This is a genomic window from Ruminococcus sp. HUN007 (genome assembly GCF_000712055.1).
In the GTDB taxonomy this organism is placed as follows: Bacteria; Bacillota; Clostridia; order Oscillospirales; family Ruminococcaceae; genus HUN007.
Map to the genome: position 1 here is coordinate 3,193,171 of NZ_JOOA01000002.1, position 18,592 is coordinate 3,211,762.

General features: G+C 33.9%; 14 protein-coding genes. All 14 read left to right on the forward strand.

Going from position 1 to position 18,592, the window contains the following annotated elements; translation table 11 throughout:
- The first annotated feature begins 37 nt into the window (after positions 1–37).
- The 14 genes from CC97_RS17955 (at position 38) to CC97_RS19850 (ending at position 18,508) form a co-directional block, all read left to right on the forward strand.
- Positions 38–874 carry a hypothetical protein gene (locus CC97_RS17955; protein WP_044976738.1) on the forward strand — a complete coding sequence of 279 codons (837 nt, stop codon included), beginning with the start codon at positions 38–40 and terminating at the stop codon, positions 872–874.
- A gap of 208 nt (positions 875–1,082) precedes the next feature.
- Complete coding sequence (gene alaS, locus CC97_RS17960; RefSeq protein ID WP_044976739.1) at positions 1,083–3,707, forward strand: alanine--tRNA ligase; 2,625 nt, start codon at positions 1,083–1,085, stop codon at positions 3,705–3,707.
- Positions 3,708–3,953: 246 nt separating this feature from the next.
- Positions 3,954–4,199, forward strand: coding sequence for a hypothetical protein (locus CC97_RS17965; RefSeq protein ID WP_044976740.1), 246 nt, complete (start codon positions 3,954–3,956; stop codon positions 4,197–4,199).
- A 124-nt stretch (positions 4,200–4,323) separates the two neighbouring features.
- Positions 4,324–4,629 carry a hypothetical protein gene (locus tag CC97_RS17970; RefSeq protein WP_044976741.1) on the forward strand — a complete coding sequence of 102 codons (306 nt, stop codon included), beginning with the start codon at positions 4,324–4,326 and terminating at the stop codon, positions 4,627–4,629.
- A 69-nt stretch (positions 4,630–4,698) separates the two neighbouring features.
- Positions 4,699–6,756: a hypothetical protein gene (locus tag CC97_RS17975; RefSeq protein ID WP_044976742.1), complete on the forward strand. Its 2,058-nt coding sequence runs from the start codon at positions 4,699–4,701 to the stop codon at positions 6,754–6,756.
- A gap of 658 nt (positions 6,757–7,414) precedes the next feature.
- The gene (locus tag CC97_RS17980; protein WP_044976743.1) at positions 7,415–7,762 is read left to right on the forward strand and encodes a transposase; all 348 of its coding nucleotides are present in this window, start codon (positions 7,415–7,417) and stop codon (positions 7,760–7,762) included.
- Positions 7,749–8,054, forward strand: a complete 306-nt coding sequence (locus CC97_RS17985; protein ID WP_044976744.1) for a hypothetical protein — start codon at positions 7,749–7,751, stop codon at positions 8,052–8,054. Before CC97_RS17980 ends, CC97_RS17985 begins: the two co-directional genes overlap by 14 nt.
- Positions 8,055–8,106: 52 nt before the next feature.
- Positions 8,107–8,604 (forward strand): hypothetical protein, encoded by a 498-nt coding sequence (locus CC97_RS17990; RefSeq protein ID WP_044976745.1) that lies wholly within the window; start codon positions 8,107–8,109, stop codon positions 8,602–8,604.
- Positions 8,605–8,705: 101 nt separating this feature from the next.
- A complete protein-coding gene (locus tag CC97_RS17995; protein ID WP_197021884.1) occupies positions 8,706–9,608 on the forward strand; it encodes a DUF2971 domain-containing protein in 903 nt (300 codons plus the stop codon).
- 199 nt (positions 9,609–9,807) lie between these two features.
- The gene (locus tag CC97_RS18000) at positions 9,808–14,217 is read left to right on the forward strand and encodes a metallophosphoesterase (protein ID WP_044976747.1); all 4,410 of its coding nucleotides are present in this window, start codon (positions 9,808–9,810) and stop codon (positions 14,215–14,217) included.
- A 2-nt stretch (positions 14,218–14,219) separates the two neighbouring features.
- A complete protein-coding gene (locus CC97_RS18005; RefSeq protein ID WP_044976748.1) occupies positions 14,220–14,924 on the forward strand; it encodes a hypothetical protein in 705 nt (234 codons plus the stop codon).
- 15 nt (positions 14,925–14,939) lie between these two features.
- Positions 14,940–15,959 carry a PIN domain-containing protein gene (locus CC97_RS18010; protein WP_044976749.1) on the forward strand — a complete coding sequence of 340 codons (1,020 nt, stop codon included), beginning with the start codon at positions 14,940–14,942 and terminating at the stop codon, positions 15,957–15,959.
- Positions 15,960–16,170: 211 nt separating this feature from the next.
- Positions 16,171–18,009: a glutamine--fructose-6-phosphate transaminase (isomerizing) gene (gene glmS, locus CC97_RS18015; RefSeq protein WP_044976750.1), complete on the forward strand. Its 1,839-nt coding sequence runs from the start codon at positions 16,171–16,173 to the stop codon at positions 18,007–18,009.
- A 118-nt stretch (positions 18,010–18,127) separates the two neighbouring features.
- Entirely contained in the window at positions 18,128–18,508 is a 381-nt protein-coding gene (locus CC97_RS19850; protein WP_278245363.1) for a VanZ family protein, read from the forward strand.
- The last annotated feature ends 84 nt before the right edge of the window (positions 18,509–18,592 follow it).

Here is an 18,592-nt window from a genome sequence, read left to right on the forward strand (position 1 = left end):
TAGCAAAAAATTATTATCAATTTGATGAGGTTAAAAGATGAGCATTAATGAGTGGAAATATTATAATCACGCCGCGTTACCAACAACACCACCACATGTGCTGCCAGATTTATCAGCTGTAAAGGATAAAAGCGTATTCAACTATAGATTTTTTAATGGTAAAACTGCTTTTCTAGCTAGATGGACGGAGGATTGGGATTGTGGGAAAGAAACGGAATGGTGGTATATAATAAAAGATTCTCCGTTTGATATTACAAAGCTAAAAGCTAAACGGAGATATGAGATTAATAAAGGTTTACGCAATTTTGATGTAAAAATAATAAATCCATCAGAATATAGGGATGAGATATATCTAGTCACAGAAGAAGCGTATAGTGCATGGCCAGAAAAATATCGGCCTAAAGTATGCAAAGAAAACATTAATAAATCAATTGAGTCGTGGAAAAAATCTATTCTTTTTGGTGGATTTGAAAAAGAAACCGGAGCACTTGCTTCGTATGCAGTGTTAACAGAATACGATTCTTATGTTGAATTCAGTGTTCTTAGAGCTATACCTCGAACGGAAAGAAATGGAATTAATGCTGCAATGGTTGCTGGAATATTAGAATACTTTAATGACAAACTGGAGCAAGGCATATATATAAATGATGGTTCAAGATCGATTTTTCATGAAACGGCTTTTCAGGATTATTTAGAAAAGTATTTTGAATTTAGAAAATCATATTGTAAATTGAAAATAGCTTATAAAGGAAGCATGGGTATTATTATAAAGTTTCTGTATCCATTTCGTGAAAAAATCAAAAAGGAAACAGCAATCGGAAGCAAAATATTCGCTTTGTTAAAGATGGAAGAAATTCGAAGGAAATGTTTGTAGTTTAGAGAATAATTGGATTGTTTTGAGCAGAGTACATTGTTCCTTTGTGATATAGAGGAATCAGTACTATTCTATAATTGTTACAAAAGGCGAATACATAAAGCACATATTGTAATATTGGGGGAACATAGAAATACGATGATTATTGTATTTTTTGATATATAACCTCAAAATATGTTTGTTCATTAGGTAAGGAGATCATTTTAAAATGCAGTGGATGGGATTAAATGATTTACGCGAAAAATACTTAACATTTTTCGAAAGCAAGATGCATACAAGAATGGCAAGTGCGCCGCTGATACCACAGGGTGACAACAGCCTTCTTCTCATAAATTCAGGCATGGCACCTCTCAAGAAGTTCTTCCTCGGACAGGCAGTTCCTCCGAACAAGAGAGTCACAACATGCCAGAAGTGTATCAGAACACCTGATATCGAAAGTGTAGGCAAGACTTCAAGACACGGCACATACTTCGAAATGCTCGGTAACTTCTCATTCGGCGACTACTTCAAGAACGAAGCTATCGAATGGGCATGGGAGTTCCTTACAAAGGTTCTCGAGATTCCTGCTGAAAAGCTCTGGATCACAGTTTTCGAAAGCGATGACGAAGCAGAACTGATCTGGATGAACAAGATCGGCATCCCGAAGGAAAAGATAGTTCGTCTCGGTAAGAAGGATAACTTCTGGGAACACGGCTCAGGGCCTTGCGGTCCGTGCTCCGAGATCCACTTCGACCGCGGTGAGGCTTACGGTCCGTTTGAAAACTTCGAGCAGGCAAGTGACGCTGACAGAATAATCGAGATCTGGAACCTCGTTTTCAGCCAGTTCGATTCAGACGGCAACAGCCACTACGAAGAAATGAAGAACAAGAACATCGACACAGGTATGGGCCTTGAAAGACTTGCATGCGTAATGCAGGGCGTTGACAATATCTTTGAAGTTGATACAGTTCAGAATATCATGAAGCACATCTGCAAAATCGCAGGCGTTGAATACCATACAAACAGCAAGTCTGACGTTTCACTCCGTGTTATTACTGACCACATCAGAAGTACAACATTTATGGTCGGCGACGGCGTAATGCCATCAAACGAAGGACGCGGCTACGTTCTCAGAAGACTTCTCCGCCGTGCTGCGCGTCACGGAAGACTTCTCGGAATCAAGGACACATTCCTTTACAAGGTATGTGAAACAGTAATTCAGGAAAATGAAAAGGCTTATCCGGAACTCCGTGAAAAGGCTGAATACATCAAGAAGATCATTCAGGTTGAGGAAGAAAACTTCGCAAAGACAGTTGACAATGGCCTTGAACTTCTCAACAAATTCATCGAAGAATCAAAGAACGGTATCCTTTCCGGTGAAGATGCATTCAAGCTCAGCGATACTTACGGATTCCCGATCGACCTTACTCTTGAAATAGCAGAGGAAAAGGGCCTTAAGATCGACATGGACAGATATAAGGAACTCGTTCTCGAACAGAGAAACAAGGCAAAGGCTGACCATGCAGCAAAGGCAAGCTCATCATGGGCTGACAACAGCATCAAGATCTCTGTTTCAAAGACAGTATTCACAGGATACACAGAAACAGAAAACGATTCTGAAGTGCTTGCAGTCTTTGACGGCACAGAAGAAAAGGAAAGTGCTTCTGAAGGTGAAAGCGTTGTTATCGTTCTCGACAGAACTCCTTTCTACGCAGAAAGCGGCGGTCAGGTAAGCGATACAGGTATCATCTCAGGCAACGCAGTTATTTCAGTTGATTCAGTAATGAAGACAGAAGACGGTCACTTCCTCCACATCGGTACTGTTGACCGCGGCACTGTAAAGAAGGGCGACAAGGTAAAGGCATCCATCGATGTGACAAGAAGACAGGCTACAATGAAGAACCATACTTCAGCTCACCTTCTCCAGGCTGCTCTCCGTGAAGTTCTCGGTGAACACGTTCACCAGGCTGGTCAGCTCGTAAGTCCTGAAAGATGCCGTTTCGACTTCTCACACTTCAGCGCAATGACACCTGAGGAAATAGCAAAGGTAGAAAACAGAGTAAATGAGATCATCCTCTCATCCATTCCTGTTGAAACAAAGGAACTTCCTATCGAGGAAGCAAGAAAGCTCGGTGCTATGGCTCTCTTCGGTGAAAAGTACGGCGACGTTGTACGTGTAGTAAAGGCCGGCGATTTCTCAGTTGAATTCTGCGGCGGTACTCACGTTGACAATACATCAAAGATCGGTCTTTTCAAGATCATCTCAGAAAACTCAGTAGCATCAGGTGTAAGACGTATCGAAGCTGTAACAGGCTCAGGCGTTCTCGCACTCCTCAACGAAAACATTGCAGTTATCAATGAAGCTGCTGCTATCCTCAAGGCTCCTAATGCTTCTGAACTCACAGCAAAGTGCACTCAGATCATGAACGAGTACAAGGCACTTGAAAAGGAACTTCAGGCTGCCGGAGAAGAAAATGCTATGATGAAGCTCAGTGCTTTTGCAGACAGTGCTTATGACTTTAACGGCGTAAGCGTTATCGCAGCAAGAGTTGACGGCGTTAAGAACGACGTTCTCAGAACAATGGGTGACAAGCTCCGCGACAAGGATGCAAATGTTATCTCCGTTCTCGCATGCGTAAATGACGGCAAGGGCGTATTCTCAGTATCATGCGGCAAGGACGCAGTTGCAAAGGGCGCTCACGCAGGCAAGATCGCAGGTGCGATTGCTGGTCTTACAGGCGGTAAGGGCGGCGGACGTCCTGACAGCGCTATGGCTGGTATCGGCGATATTGCAAAGACTGATGAAGCGATGGCAGAATTGGAGAAAGTAGTTCAGAAATTGCTTTTTCACTAACATGGTTAATTTATCTATAAGTTGCTTTAGAGGGGTATAAAGGAATAATTCAGTAATCTATAACATAAACAGAGTAGATATTATAGCACTATCAACAACTTAAGAATCCAATATAAAGTCATGGAGTAATGCACAAAATCATTTTTTTAAGTTTGTACACAATACTGCTTGGCAAATGTAAAATAATGTAAAAATCGAAATTAGGTATCTATTTTGATACACTCTCTAATTTCGAGGTGCATATTCGTGCTTACACTTTTACTTGCGACTGTTATTACACAAACAATTCTTGAAGATTATGAAACTCTTGACGAAAGCAGATTCAGACCTGAATACTTTACACGCAGCAGAAAAATGCCTTTCTGTAAGTTACTTCGCTTTCTTCTTTCTATGTACAAGACATCAACTCAGGCAGCACTTAATAAATTTCTACGTAAGGATGATATAACCATGAGTCAGCAGGCTTTGAGCAAAGCACGCAATAAATTTTGATCATACTCCATTCTGGAAACTGTTCATTGGAATTCGTGCCTGGTTATCATGGACAGAGGTTACGCAAGTGAAGAACTGATAAAAGTGTTATCCAAGCAATCAACTTCAGGATTTCTGGATCACAATGTATCTTGCTAACATGGTTGCTATTGCAAGAAACGAGGCAAATACAGAAATCAAAGAATCACGTCAGAACAAAGAGAACAAATACGAGTACCAGGCAAATGTAAATACCATCATTGGCTCTTTACGTGAAGAATTTGCAGAAGCTGTCTTCTCTTCTCCGCTCAAAAGAACGTTAAAAATAAATAGGATTATGAACGAAATCAAACGTTCCGTTGTTTCTGTACGTCCTGATGACGGGAAGACGCCAATAAATAATAATTCAAGAAAGGTTAAATATCGTCACAACAAAAGATCCAATCTATAGGGTTCTTAAGTTATTGATAGTGCATTACGTTTCTGAAAATGAAATAATCATAGACGAAAGAAGACTGTTATGGAAGGAAAAATTGATAATAGGATTATACTTAGATTTAATAATGTATCATACACGGTGTCAGATATCGTTAATATTTATGCTGAGTGTGAAGATAGTATAAATGACAGTTTAGGCAATCTGAAAAGTATATATGATTTTTTTAAACTAAAGCCTAAGAATGAATATCATTTATCAATTTATGAAGTGAAAGAAGAGCTTGCTAAAAGTATTGATTATTATTTAAGTGCTATCATGGATAAGGATGCATTTCTAAAAGAAATAAGAAAGGCACTTAGAAAGTTTTTTTATTGGCAACCTATAGATAAATGTATTTATATATTGTTGAATGGATTATGTGCAACTAATAATAATTATGATTCGAAGCCAATTTTTTCTGATGATAAATCCTTGTACGATCAGATTATTCTTCATAAGTTTTATATTTTTTTGATTGATAGTTATGATGTTGATACTATGATTGCTAATGATAGGAAAACAACTCATAAAACTGCTATAGATTATGTTGAAGCTGTTAAACGGATATCAACGTTATATAAAGTAAGTGAAGAATTAGAGTGTGATATTGATAGCATTTTCACTGATATCTATAATAAGATTCAGACTTATAATCCTGAGAATATTTATGTTTGGGTAAATAGAATGTTTTCCTCTTGTTATGGAGAATCGGAAGAAAGAATAGAGCTTTACAGAGAATATAATAATGTGTTTCCAACGTTGTGGCATTTAACATTAAAATTAATTACCTCAAGCGGTAAAAATGAATATATTTTAGATGCTGATACCAAAGACTATTATCAATTAATATTTGACTTGAATCAAGCAATCATTTTATTGGATGCAGATAATGATAACGACATTCGATTATTATTTCCAAATCAAGAAACAGATTATTTGGAAAGACTGATGAGTTATTCCGCTATTTATGATTTACATCAATATGATATTGAAGGTGTTATTTATCTTTTAAAACGTATAATAATGGCGTTTCCTGATGAAATAAAGAAATATTATGGACATTCAGCAGAATGTGTTTATGAGACTATTGTTGAGTTAGTAAAACTTGCTCATCAAAGATTTATTAATAATGGCTTTTGTATTCTTATAAATGATGAAGTCTCAGAAAGACAAAGAATAATAATTGATAAAATGTGCGTAGGTAAGCCACTTAATGTTGAGTATATAACACCAATTCAATGGGATAAAGTGAACGATGATTCAGAATGGATTCTAAAAAAAGAGGATAAATATTATATTTTACCACCGGTATTATCAGCTTTAGGCATATATGATAATATAGGAAAAGCAGTAGGGTGGAAAGATTTTGGACCTCAATTGGAAACAGCTGTAAAAGAACTGTTTTCAGATAAAAAAGGAATTAGTGTATATAGTGGAAAATACGCATTTGAGAATAAGGTTTATGAAGCTGATGTGATAGTAGTTGGTATGGATTTTGCTTTACTAATAGAATGTAAAAGAAAAGGTATTTCACGTAAGGCCAGGGGCGGAGACAGAGAAAAAATAATAAAAGATGTTGCTGAGACATTTTTCTCGAGTCAGAAGCAAGCTTATCACACTTATAGAGCTATTTTGGAAAATAGAAATAAATTAGCACTTTATAAAACTGAATGCAAAGATAGTGCAATTTTAAATAATTCATTAGAAAATGACGATTCAATCAATGTAGTTGATTTTTCGAATATAAAAAATATTATTCGAATTAGTTGTACTGCTTCAAATTTTTGGTGCGCTTCTGAAAATGTTGTTTTAAATAATATTGAAAGATTAATTGATATGAATTCTTTGAATATTGAGGATAATCAGTATATAGAGGAGTATTTAATTGAACGAAATTTAGCACTTGAAAAAGCAAGCGCATTAGGTCAAAATCCTAAAGCAGTCAAAAGAAATAGTTTATTCATTTCTTTTGATAAATTGTATTCAATTGTTAATAAGTGCAATGATATTGATTTATTAAATACTATTTATGAATTAACTTTTATTCAGAGTAAAAAGTTGGATACACCTAATCACTATTCTTTTTTTCAGAAATTTTAAAAGGAAGGTTAAGGCGTTTTAATATCAAAAGCTGAATGTAAGTTGGAAAGGAGATTTAAAATGCTTTTAAAAGAATTGTCGATAAAAGGGTTATAATGTTAAATTTAATAGTGATATTACATTTATTTATGGTATGAATGGGTGTGGTAAAACAACTATTTTAAATATAACAGAGCACTATCAACAACTTAAGAATTCAATATAAAGCCATGGTGTAATGCACAAAATCATTTTTTAAAGTTTGTACACAATACCACTTGGCAAATGTAAAATAATGAAAAAATCGAAATTAGGTATCTATTTTGATACACTCTCTAATTTCGAGGTGCATATTCGTGCTTACACTTTTACTTGCGACTGTTATTACGCAAACAATTCTTGAAGATTATGAAACTCTTGACGAAAGCAGATTCAGACCTGAATACTTTACACGCAGCAGAAAAATGCCTTTCTGTAAGTTACTTCGCTTTCTTCTTTCTATGTACAAGACATCAACTCAGGCAGCACTTAATAAATTTCTACGTAAGGATGATATAACCATGAGCCAGCAGGCTTTGAGCAAAGCACGCAATAAATTTGAACATACTCTATTCTGGAAACTGTTCATTGGAATTCGTGATGCCTTTTATTCAAAGAGTATCTTACTGCTCTTTCAAAAATGTATGACAAATTCATTATTGCCATAGACGTTTCTGATACCGAACTTCCGAACATGCCTTTACTCTGCGAAAAATACGGCGGTACCGGATCAAAATCGTCATCTCCGACTGCTCGTATGAGCATTGCCTACGATGTTATGAACGATTTTATCATGTCCGCTGATTTTACTGAAATGAGTACTGGAGAGCGTGAACTTGCGCTGATTCACATTGATGAAATAAGCAGATATATGGATTTAAAGTCGTGCCTGTTTATCATGGACAGAGGTTACGCAAGTGAAGAACTGATAAAAGTGTTATCCAAGCAATCAACTTCAGGATTTCTGGATCACAATGTATCTTGCTAACATGGTTGCTATTGCAAAAAACGAGGCGAATACAGAAATCAAAGAATCACGTCAGAACAAAGAGAACAAATACGAGTACCAGGCAAATGTAAATACCATCATTGGCTCTTTACGTGAAGAATTTGCAGAAGCTGTCTTCTCTTCTCCGCTAAAAAGAACGTTAAAAATAAATAGGCTTATGAACGAAATCAAACGTTCCGTTGTTCCTGTACGTCCTGATGACGGAAAGACGCCAAGAAATAATAATTCAAGAAAGGTTAAATATCATCACAACCAAAGATCCAATCTATAGGATTCTTAAGTTGTTGATAGTGGATAATTAATAATTAATTATAGGTGAAAAAATGAGCATAAAAGAACACCTGCCTAAAGAATTGCAGAATGATAATATGTTTTTTCAATATCGACCGATTGCAAGAAAAGATAGAACAGAAGATGGTGTTGAATTTTATAAAGATATTAACCGTCTTGTTGAATCAGAATTTTTCTTTGCTCAACCCAATCAGTTGAATGATCCGATGGATGGAAAAATACATTATTATTGGCATGCAGAAAGCTCTATTTGGAAAGGTGTGATTTATCATTATGCATTAACTCTGTATACTCGATTACTTATTTTAAGTTCTGGCGTTACAGATTTAGATTCATTATCGGGTTTTCATGTTGGCGGCTATTGGGATAACAATAGTGAGAAACGGCATGTTAAAATTTTAATAGATGAATTTTTTAATACAGATTATGCTAAGGAAACACTGATTAAAACGGACATCCGGCTTCGCCGGATGTCCGGAAGTGGGATTTGCGGGGCTTCGCCCCAGACCTCCACGCTGATTTATGAATAAATCAGCGTTTCCCTAAGAATATCCTGATAGATTTATCACAACAAAATGAAATTTCAACAGATGTATTGATTAATTTCTTTAATTTATTTATGAATCATAAATTGTTTGGATTGTTATTAGATAATCGTTGTAAAAGAAATTTTAATAAAGAGACTATTGATTTTTTACTTAAACCTGTGCTGAATTACAATTATCAAGGCGGCTTTTTATGCAATTATGAAGCAGAAAAATATGATGATGCTATTTCTTTGATGAATGAAATATATTTATCAAAGAATGATGGAAATGATATACATCCATTGATGTATATCAAAAAATATTTTAGCTATGATTATTTTACAAAATTCCAAAATAGCTCTCTTCATAACTGGGGTGTAGCCAGTTTAACTAAGAATTGTGTTGATGATTTGATGTGGACGCACTATGCTGATTCGCATACTGGTATATGTCTTGCGTTTGAACTGGATTGCAAGGAAGGAAGCATTGTGGATTATAATAATTATTTTGAACCTGAATCGCTTTCATATTTTCATTCAAACGCAACACTGGGGAATTATATCCGATTTGATAAGGTAAAGTATACGGATGAAATTACAAAGAAAAATGTTTTTAGTTTGATGGAATGTTTTACTTATGGTGCTGCAAATGATATTTTTTCTTATTATGGTGGTATAGATAAATATTGTGATAGAGAAAGTAGAATAAAAAATATCAATGAGGTTTTATTTGAAGCAGGTTGTACTAAAAAAAGAAAATGGAATTATGAAGAAGAGTATAGAATGGTGATGTTTGGACTTCATGACCGTTATGGTAAAAAAGCATCTTTAAAATATAGAAAGACTTTATTAAAGGGTATTATATTTGGATGTAAAGTGGATAAATCCATTAAGAAAGAAGTTATTGATAGAATTAACGACTTGTATAAAGATTTGTCGTCTAAACCTATTTTTTATCAAGCAAAATATTTGAATAGTACTGATGAAATGATTATTATTAAAGCGTAATAGGCAGCATAATTCAAGAATCTGAATAATTAGTGGATAAAACCTACGAATCGAATACAGATAATTTCTAGACACTTTTGCTTCCGCCTCTTAAACTGTAGTTTCTTAATATATGTATTTGATTTTAAATTGCAGTGATGAAAGCTTTAAAAATTCTAATAAGCTTGTAGCGATGTGTCGATTACAAAACGAAGGGATTATGGAGAAAGGAATTGATTTACAGATGAAAGTGGTTGTGCTATCAGATTTACATATAGATGAAAACTGTGAGTGGGTAAATATAACTCAAGAAATGTGCAGACGAGTTAAAAATATTATTAAACAAGATGAAGCAATTCGCTTTATTATTTTAGGAGATATAATTAATGGAATTGCGGGTAGAAGTACAGATGCTGTAGAAAAAGTTTATAGAATAGCTGATGAGTTTATAGATTATATTAATGATTTCTTTAGCAATTACAATATTGGATTTTATTTTGTTCCGGGAAATCACGATCTTTACGTTGATAGCTTAGAGCCTTTTAATGACTTTATTGAGCGCCATTCAAAAATCAATTCTAAATCATATAGATACACCTTGAAAGAATCAATATTTTATTTTGAAGAAGAAAATATAAGATTTATTTTAATTGATTCCAATTTTGAGCGAAACTTCGAAAAAAGAGGAAAGATAGATGGTGAATTATTAAAAAAATATGGTGTTACAAATAAAACAACCGTGTTGTTTATGCATCATCCGCCGATGTTAAAACCTACTTATTCTAATGATCCTGATAATGATAAATCATTACTTAATCCGCTGGATATAAAATATCTACATGCGAAGTACGTATTTTATGGTCATATACATGGTGATAATATTTCTGATTTCGATGAAGAAAAAAACACATTATATGTTCCGGTTAGTGGGTTACTTAATAAAGGAAAATTTATAAAAAATGGTTTTACAGTATTGGATATTAAAAATGAATCGATGATGAATTGCTATAATTATGAATATAATGGGAACAGATTTTTTAAGACGATAGTTGGTTCATACAAAGAAGAAATTCAATCATGCAAATTACGTATAGAGATGCATGACTATAGCTTAGAATTAGAGAATACTATAAAAAGATTTTATAATCAGTATAATTGCGAAAGTGAAAATCTAGATATAATAAATATCATAGATGATAATGATTTTATTGTAATTTCTGGAGAAGCCGGCATAGGAAAGACTTTGGAAGCACGAAGAATATATCAGTATTATAAAGAAAATGAAGAATTTTATCCTATAATTATTGATTTAAGGTGTGCAACTGATGATTTAATTAAGGAATATTTAGATTACGCAAGTAATTTTAGAATAGATAATAAAGATGTAATGTTGATTGTAGACGGACTTAGTGAAGTTACATTAGGAATATCTGCTCAATTATTGCCGAAATTAAAAGAATTATCTTTATGTGACTGTCAATCGAAAATTATCGTAACTAAACGTAGTAATTTTGACGCTTATGATTATTTTGAGCATTATAAGGAGTTTCAGATAAAAGAATTTGATAATGGGGATGTAAGTGAATATATAGAAAAAAGAGGCGTCAAAGATAGTATTGCTTTTTATAATGCGTTAAAATCAGATAATTATAATTTTATTATCGGTAATCCTTTTTTATTGAAAGAGATTACAAGCTTGTATTTGGCTTATGGTAAAATGCCGAAATTTCAAGATTTTTTTCACCATGTTATTTCATTACGGTTTATTGAAGCAGATAAAAGAATAGATAATCAGTACAGACTTATGGATAATGAGTATGAATTGCTGACATCTTTAGAAGAGTTTGGGTTTGCTATGATGATTATGAATAAGCATCCGCTTGAAAATATTCATTATTCTAAATTGTTTAAAGAGTCGTTTCGAAAAATGCATAGTTATACAGGATTACTTGATTGCTATTCAAATTACTGCAGAGACTTCATCCATGATATTTATTCTGAGTACTTAGTTGCAGATTATTTATGTAAATTGGATTTGGAACAGTTACTTAAAATAATTACATATAATTATCAAGGAGAAGAAAGAGTAAAAAGAACATGGTATGATGTAGTGCGTAGGTTAATTGATATGCGCCTTGATGATGAGTTGCTTGTTTGGGTGTTGGATAATGATAATGAATTCATTTTTTATAATATACCTGAAAAAACAATTGTTGGTAAGCAAGCAATTTTATTAGTCAAAAAATTGATAAAAAAGTGTTGCGATAAGAATATGCCTGTCCATTTATTAGTTGCAGATGTAAAAAAATTTGTTGATGCATTTTCTTCTAAAGAAATGTGGGAGTATGTGATAGAAGAATTAAAGAGTCAGGATAATGAAAACACCTTGTATTCATTATTACTTTTCCTGCAATATGCAAAAGCGGGATATGATTCCGATATTGTGCAAAGTGTATTAATAAATATAATTAAAGAGAATAAAGTAAAGAGAATAAAATCAGCTGCTTTAAAAGCTTTGTTAAATATAAACGCAAATGCTAATGATTATCTTGAAATAATTATCAATGAATTTCACGACGAAAATGATAAAGTTGTAGTTAAAAATATTTTTGAGATGATTTGTAAGAGTGATAATCCGGATCAATACTATAACTATGCAATTGAAAAATTTGAACATTCAGATAAATCTTACATAGTTATTGGTTATAACGAATGTTTTCTTAAGTTGATTTCATCTTTGAAATATTTAGAAGGTATTTTGGATTGTATAATGGATATGTGTGAAAGCGATACTTTTGCCAACGTTTCTAATACAAATAAAATCTTTTATTTGCTTATCAATAAAATAACTCACTTCTATTTAGATGATACAGCAGATAAAGCTATGATTTTCGACCGAATGATAGAATGCTTTAAAAGTGCGTCATATCAGTTAGATGGTACAAAAACAAAAATAGTAAAAGATTTTTTTGTTAAGGTAAAAAAAGTTAATGATGCACTTCTCCAAATAATAAATGATGATAACAGTATTGTGTTTTATTCGTGTTTTGAAAATTTATTTGATTCGACTATGATAGAGACTGTGATAAATTGTTATAACGATGGTTCGTTATCAGATGATAGACTTATATGGTATGTGAATAGGTATTCTATTGTTGATCAGGATAAGAGTAAACTGATGGAGGCTTATAAAATCAAAAATGGTAGTGAAATTCCATTAATAGATAAACACAATTGGCAGAATAATCGGAAGTTTGGAGAAATAAAGTATTTAGAAAGCTTATTTGATAAGAAAGCATTTGAAAGCAAGCTGCATGAAATAGTTTCGCTTGTCGGTGCAAATTTTAAGATAAGTGATTTCTTTGATAAGTATTTTTCTGTTATATCAGATGAAAGAATTGATTTAAGAATGATAGGCAGTTTGATATATAGAATTGCGTGCAATACTGAATGTTATGTTGATCAGTTCTTTTCATACTATAATTGGGATGACATTCAATTTATTTCTTTAGTTGAGTTTTTAGAAACCAAAGATAAATTTGATTTGGATGATATACAAAGGCGATATTTACAAGAAAAATTTGAAAAAATAATAACTGAAGTCAATTTTGAAACTATTGATTATAAGAAATTTAATGATTATGATTCACGAATTTCATTGAATGTTAGATTTGTCATAACACTAATATCTAAGTATGACTTTCAGTGCGATGAAGAAACAATACTCGAAATGCTAATGATACCATGGTTTATGTTTAATGATTCTAACACAAGTGGTAGTTCAGCTGTACTTTCTTTTGTAGCTAGTATTATTAAGAATAAGAAAAAACTTCATGATAGGATTATTGAAAATTTACAATATAAAAATCTTAATATTTTTGCTCAAGAAACACATTTGATCTATTGCTTAGATAATAATATTTCAATAGCGGTGAAAAATGCAGTCGATTTATTTAAATCAACTGAATCTGAAGCCATACATCGTAAAGATGTAGCTATAAAGTACTTATTGAAATTTAAAGATGAGCAATTTGTCGATGCTTTAATATCTGATCAAACTGAAGATGAGGTTTTAGAGTATTTGGTTCCATATTTAAAAATCAGTAATTCTAAACTTATTAGTGAGTTGCTTTTACGAAACCAAAATTCAAGTGATTATTTTCTTTTTGTTCGTGAGTTGATTGAACTTAATAATGTTTACGGATTAAAAAAATATATTGATTTTGTAAAAGAGAAATTAACAATACCAGAATTGTCTGATGAGTTTTCTGGCTGTGATATTACTTTTCAACTGAGAAAAATTACTGATGAATCTTTGATGGCTGATATATTAAGCATTTTACCATTAGCATATACATCAAATTTTAATGATAAGGATGATGTTTGGGGACTTAAAGCAAGTTTGGATTATGTAATAACCAATATCAGTAGAGATAAACCTGAAGTAATATATGGAATATTGAATGAATATTTGAACGCTGATGAATTATGCGATGAACTTAAGTTTAGGCTTAATTATTATATTCAAATTTGTGAGAACACTTTTTCAACTCTAACGGATGGTTCTTGGAGTTTTGATCAAGCATACGATTATATTTGTGCTAGAAGAAAACAAAGATTGGAGGCATAGTTATGTTCGGAAACTTAGTTTATTTCAATAGAAATAAAATAGAACAATACGCTATGCTAATGCAAGGAAATAATAAAGATATTCTAACTAGTTTAACTTCTGATGACAATGATATAACAGATTCTCTTTTAGCATGTTCTAAATTTGAAGAATTGCTTAAAGGTCGTGATGATTATTATGACTTTGTTGATACTAATCCAGATGTTACTATCAATGATGTTAAAAATTCATCAATCATAAAAGTAAAAGGCGAGATATACATACCAGAAAAGTTTGATATGATACATTTAATTGATGAATACAAAGAATTGCTTTTCGATGCAATTAATCCCCAAAATGATGTGGAAAAAGATTTGCTAAAAATGGTGTTAAATTCATCGAATTCAAAAATGAAAATTCCAATATACTGTGAGTTAAATGGTCAGTGCGATTATTGGATGGGAATTTGTAAAGCATCTCATGGAAACTTGATGATAGAATATAATGATATAGAGGACTATGAGGGAATTGAATTTTCTATACTTGCCAAACTAGAAGCTAAAAAATACTATAAAGATACTCCTCTTATTGTATATGATATTTATAAGGATTTTCTTGGGCTTAACAGAGCAATAAGGAAATCAATATCTTCAGATAAAAAGGAATCATTTGAAAATATAAGTGTTGAAGAGGATTATTTAGCCTTGGAACTACTTGCGATTTATTGAAGAGGACGCTATATAATGAAGAATGCAATAAAAGAGTTTTTAGAACCCACAAATAGCGAAAAGCAAGAACTATGGGAAAAATGTGTCTTTGTTTTTGATACAAATGTTTTGCTTAATTTATATCGTTATTCTGCCAAAACAAGATCCTCTTTACTTGCAGCATTTGAAAGATTTAAGGATAGAATATGGTTACCATATCAAGTAGCTTTTGAATTTATGAGAAAGCGATGTGAGGTTATTTATGAAACTGTTCATAGATATGAGCAGTTCAAAAAGGAAATTGATGCATTCACTACTAAAGTAACAGATACGCTTCGACTTACATCTAAAGATGATGAGATCAACGACTTAAAACGGTATTTGTACAAATGGCTGGATATCAATAAAGAACGTAATTTATTAGTTGAAAATGCTAGTGATGATGAAATACTTGAACAAATATTATCAATCTTTGATGGAAGAATAGGTGATAAAGTAGAAGATGAAGAATTAACTCAAATTAAAAATGAAGGAAAAGAGAGATATGGAAAATCTATTCCGCCAGGGTATAAAGATGATAAGAAGAAAAATAATGAAATAGATGATAATAATGCATATGGAGATTTAATAATTTGGAAACAAATTATTAAATATGCGAAATCTAATGATGTAGGAATTGTTTTTGTTACTCATGATCAAAAAGAAGACTGGTGGAATATTGTGAAAGGAAAAACTATTGGTCCGAGAATAGAGTTAAGAAGGGAGTTCATAGAAGAAACCAAACAGTTTTTTCATATGTATACTATGAATAGTTTTATTTCTGAATATAATCGAATGAATGATATACCAATTGATAAGAGTGCTGTTGAGGAAGTATTTAGTTTAGATGATACTGATAGGCATATTAAAAAAAGAGTTGTATTGTCATCTTCCGAAAAAATCGCTCGAACAATTGATACACTTGATAAGATTAATAAGCGTATTGAACGAAGAAGAAGGATAATTGATGATATTGAAAAAAAAGTATCAGAACCAAGGAAAAGAATTGCCAGCTAATATACAAACACAATACGAAAACACCTTATCCAAAAAGCAAGAGTTAGAAAAAGAGTATGAAAAAAGAATGCAGCAATTAGAGTTGCTGCAAAATAGCGAATCCAATAATAAAAAAATAGAGTAGTTGAAATATACAGTGAATAAATTTCGAATACTAAGAATAGGTTCTTATACATATAAACTGTAAATAATTATTAAGGAGAATATTATAATGTGCGGAATAGTTGGATTTACAGGTAACACACAGGCAGCTCCGATCCTTCTGGACGGACTTTCAAAGCTTGAATATCGTGGTTACGACTCAGCTGGTATAGCTGTTCGTAACGGTGAGAACAAAGTCGAAGTCATCAAGGAAAAAGGCAAGCTCAAAGTCCTTATCGACAAAACCAACAGCGGTAAGGCAGTAAAGGGTACATGCGGTATCGGTCATACTCGATGGGCTACTCACGGTGAACCGTCAGCAATTAACGCTCACCCGCACAGTTCGGAAGACGGGAATGTAGTTGCTGTTCATAACGGTATCATTGAAAACTTCGCGGAACAGCGTGAAAAGCTTATAAAGAAAGGCTATACTTTCGTTTCACAGACAGACACTGAGGTAGCTGTCAAGCTTATTGATTACTACTATAAGAAATACAATCTCGGACCTGTTGACTCTATCGCCAGAGCAATGGTTCGTATTCGTGGTTCTTATGCGCTATGCGTAATGTTCAAGGATTTCCCGGGCGAGATCTACTGTGCACGTAAGGACAGTCCGATGATCATCGGTATAACAAACGGTGAATCCTATGTAGCTTCTGACGTTCCGGCGATTCTTAAGTATACACGTAACGTTTACTACATCGGCAACATGGAGATTGCAAAGCTTGAAAAGGGTAACGTTACTTTCTACAACATCGACAGTGATGTAATTGAAAAGCCGCTTACCGAGATCAAGTGGGATGCGGAATCGGCTGAAAAGGGCGGATTTGAGCACTTCATGCTTAAGGAGATACACGAACAGCCGAAGGTTATCCGTGATACTATCAACTCTGTTGTAAAGGACGGAGTTGTTCATTTCGACTCTGTAAATCTTACAGACAAGGAAATGAAGAAGATCGACCAGATCTACATAGTTGCCTGCGGATCGGCTTATCATGTTGGTGTTGATCTTCAGTATGTAATTGAATCGCTTACTTCACTTCAGGTTCGTGTGGAACTTGCTTCTGAGTTCCGTTACAGAGATATGAGGATCAATAAAAACAGCCTTGTTATTGTTATCTCACAGTCAGGTGAGACAGCAGATACACTGGCTGCTCTCAGAATGGCAAAGGACAGCGGAGTTAAGACTCTTGGTATAGTAAACGTAGTTGGCTCATCTATCGCCAGAGAAGCTGATAACGTATTCTATACACTTGCAGGCCCTGAAATTTCAGTTGCCACAACAAAGGCGTATTCAACTCAGCTCGTTGCCGGCTATCTGCTTGCACTTCAGTTTGCCAAGGCAAGGGGAGAGATAGCTGATGAACGCTATGCTGAACTTATTGCTGAGATCAACTCCATACCTGAAAAGGTGGAAAAGATACTTGAAAATAAGGAACGCCTTCAGTGGTATTCAAACAAGCTCATCAATCTTTCAGACTCCTTCTTCATCGGCCGTGGCATTGACTATGCCATCGGCATGGAAGGAAGTCTGAAGCTTAAGGAAATCAGCTATATTCACTCCGAGGCTTACGCAGCTGGTGAACTGAAGCACGGTCCTATCAGCCTTATTGAAGACGGAACAGTAGTTATAGCTGTTGTCACACAGACAAATCTTGTGGAAAAGACCATAAGCAACATGGTTGAAGTAAAGAGCCGCGGTGCAAAGGTTATGGCAGTTACAACGGCGGGCAACTACTTCCTTGAAGACACAGCTGAATTCGTATGCTACGTTCCACAGATCGAACCGCTGTTTGCCGGAAGCTTATCGGTTATCCCGCTTCAGCTTATCAGTTATTATGTATCTATCGGCAAGGGATTCGACGTTGACAAGCCGAGAAATCTTGCTAAGTCGGTTACAGTTGAATAAGCCGGTAAGCAACAGGAAATGCAGCAGGAGATTGCACATCTTTTCTATATAATGGATTCTAAAAAAAACACGCTTTGACAAACGCAGAATAATAACATTTACCTTATTTGTTATCTACATCTTCTGTGTTTTCTATATAACATTATTAAACCGCGAACCTACATACCGCCGGCGTGTACTTACGCCGCTGTGGGAATATCACAAGCTTCTGCATGAAGACAGTCATTACTGGTTTCAACAGATAACCTGTAATATTGTCATGCTTGTCCCGTTCGGTGTATTTACCGGATACAGATTTAAGAAGATGACGATCATACAGGGCGCAGTCCTGGGCGGGGCGTTTTCTTCGCTTATTGAGATCACGCAGTATTTTACCAGAAGGGGACTGCTTGAATTTGATGATGTGCTTAACAACACGTTCGGTGCAGTTATCGGGTTTGTGTTTACTAAGCTTATCATTGCTTACAGGGAGCATAAACAGGCTTGTAAGTATTATTAGGATGATAAACATAAGTCATCCGGAAGAATATTTGTATTGGAAATTAGTTTTGATTATATTCAGTAATCAGATAATAATATAAAA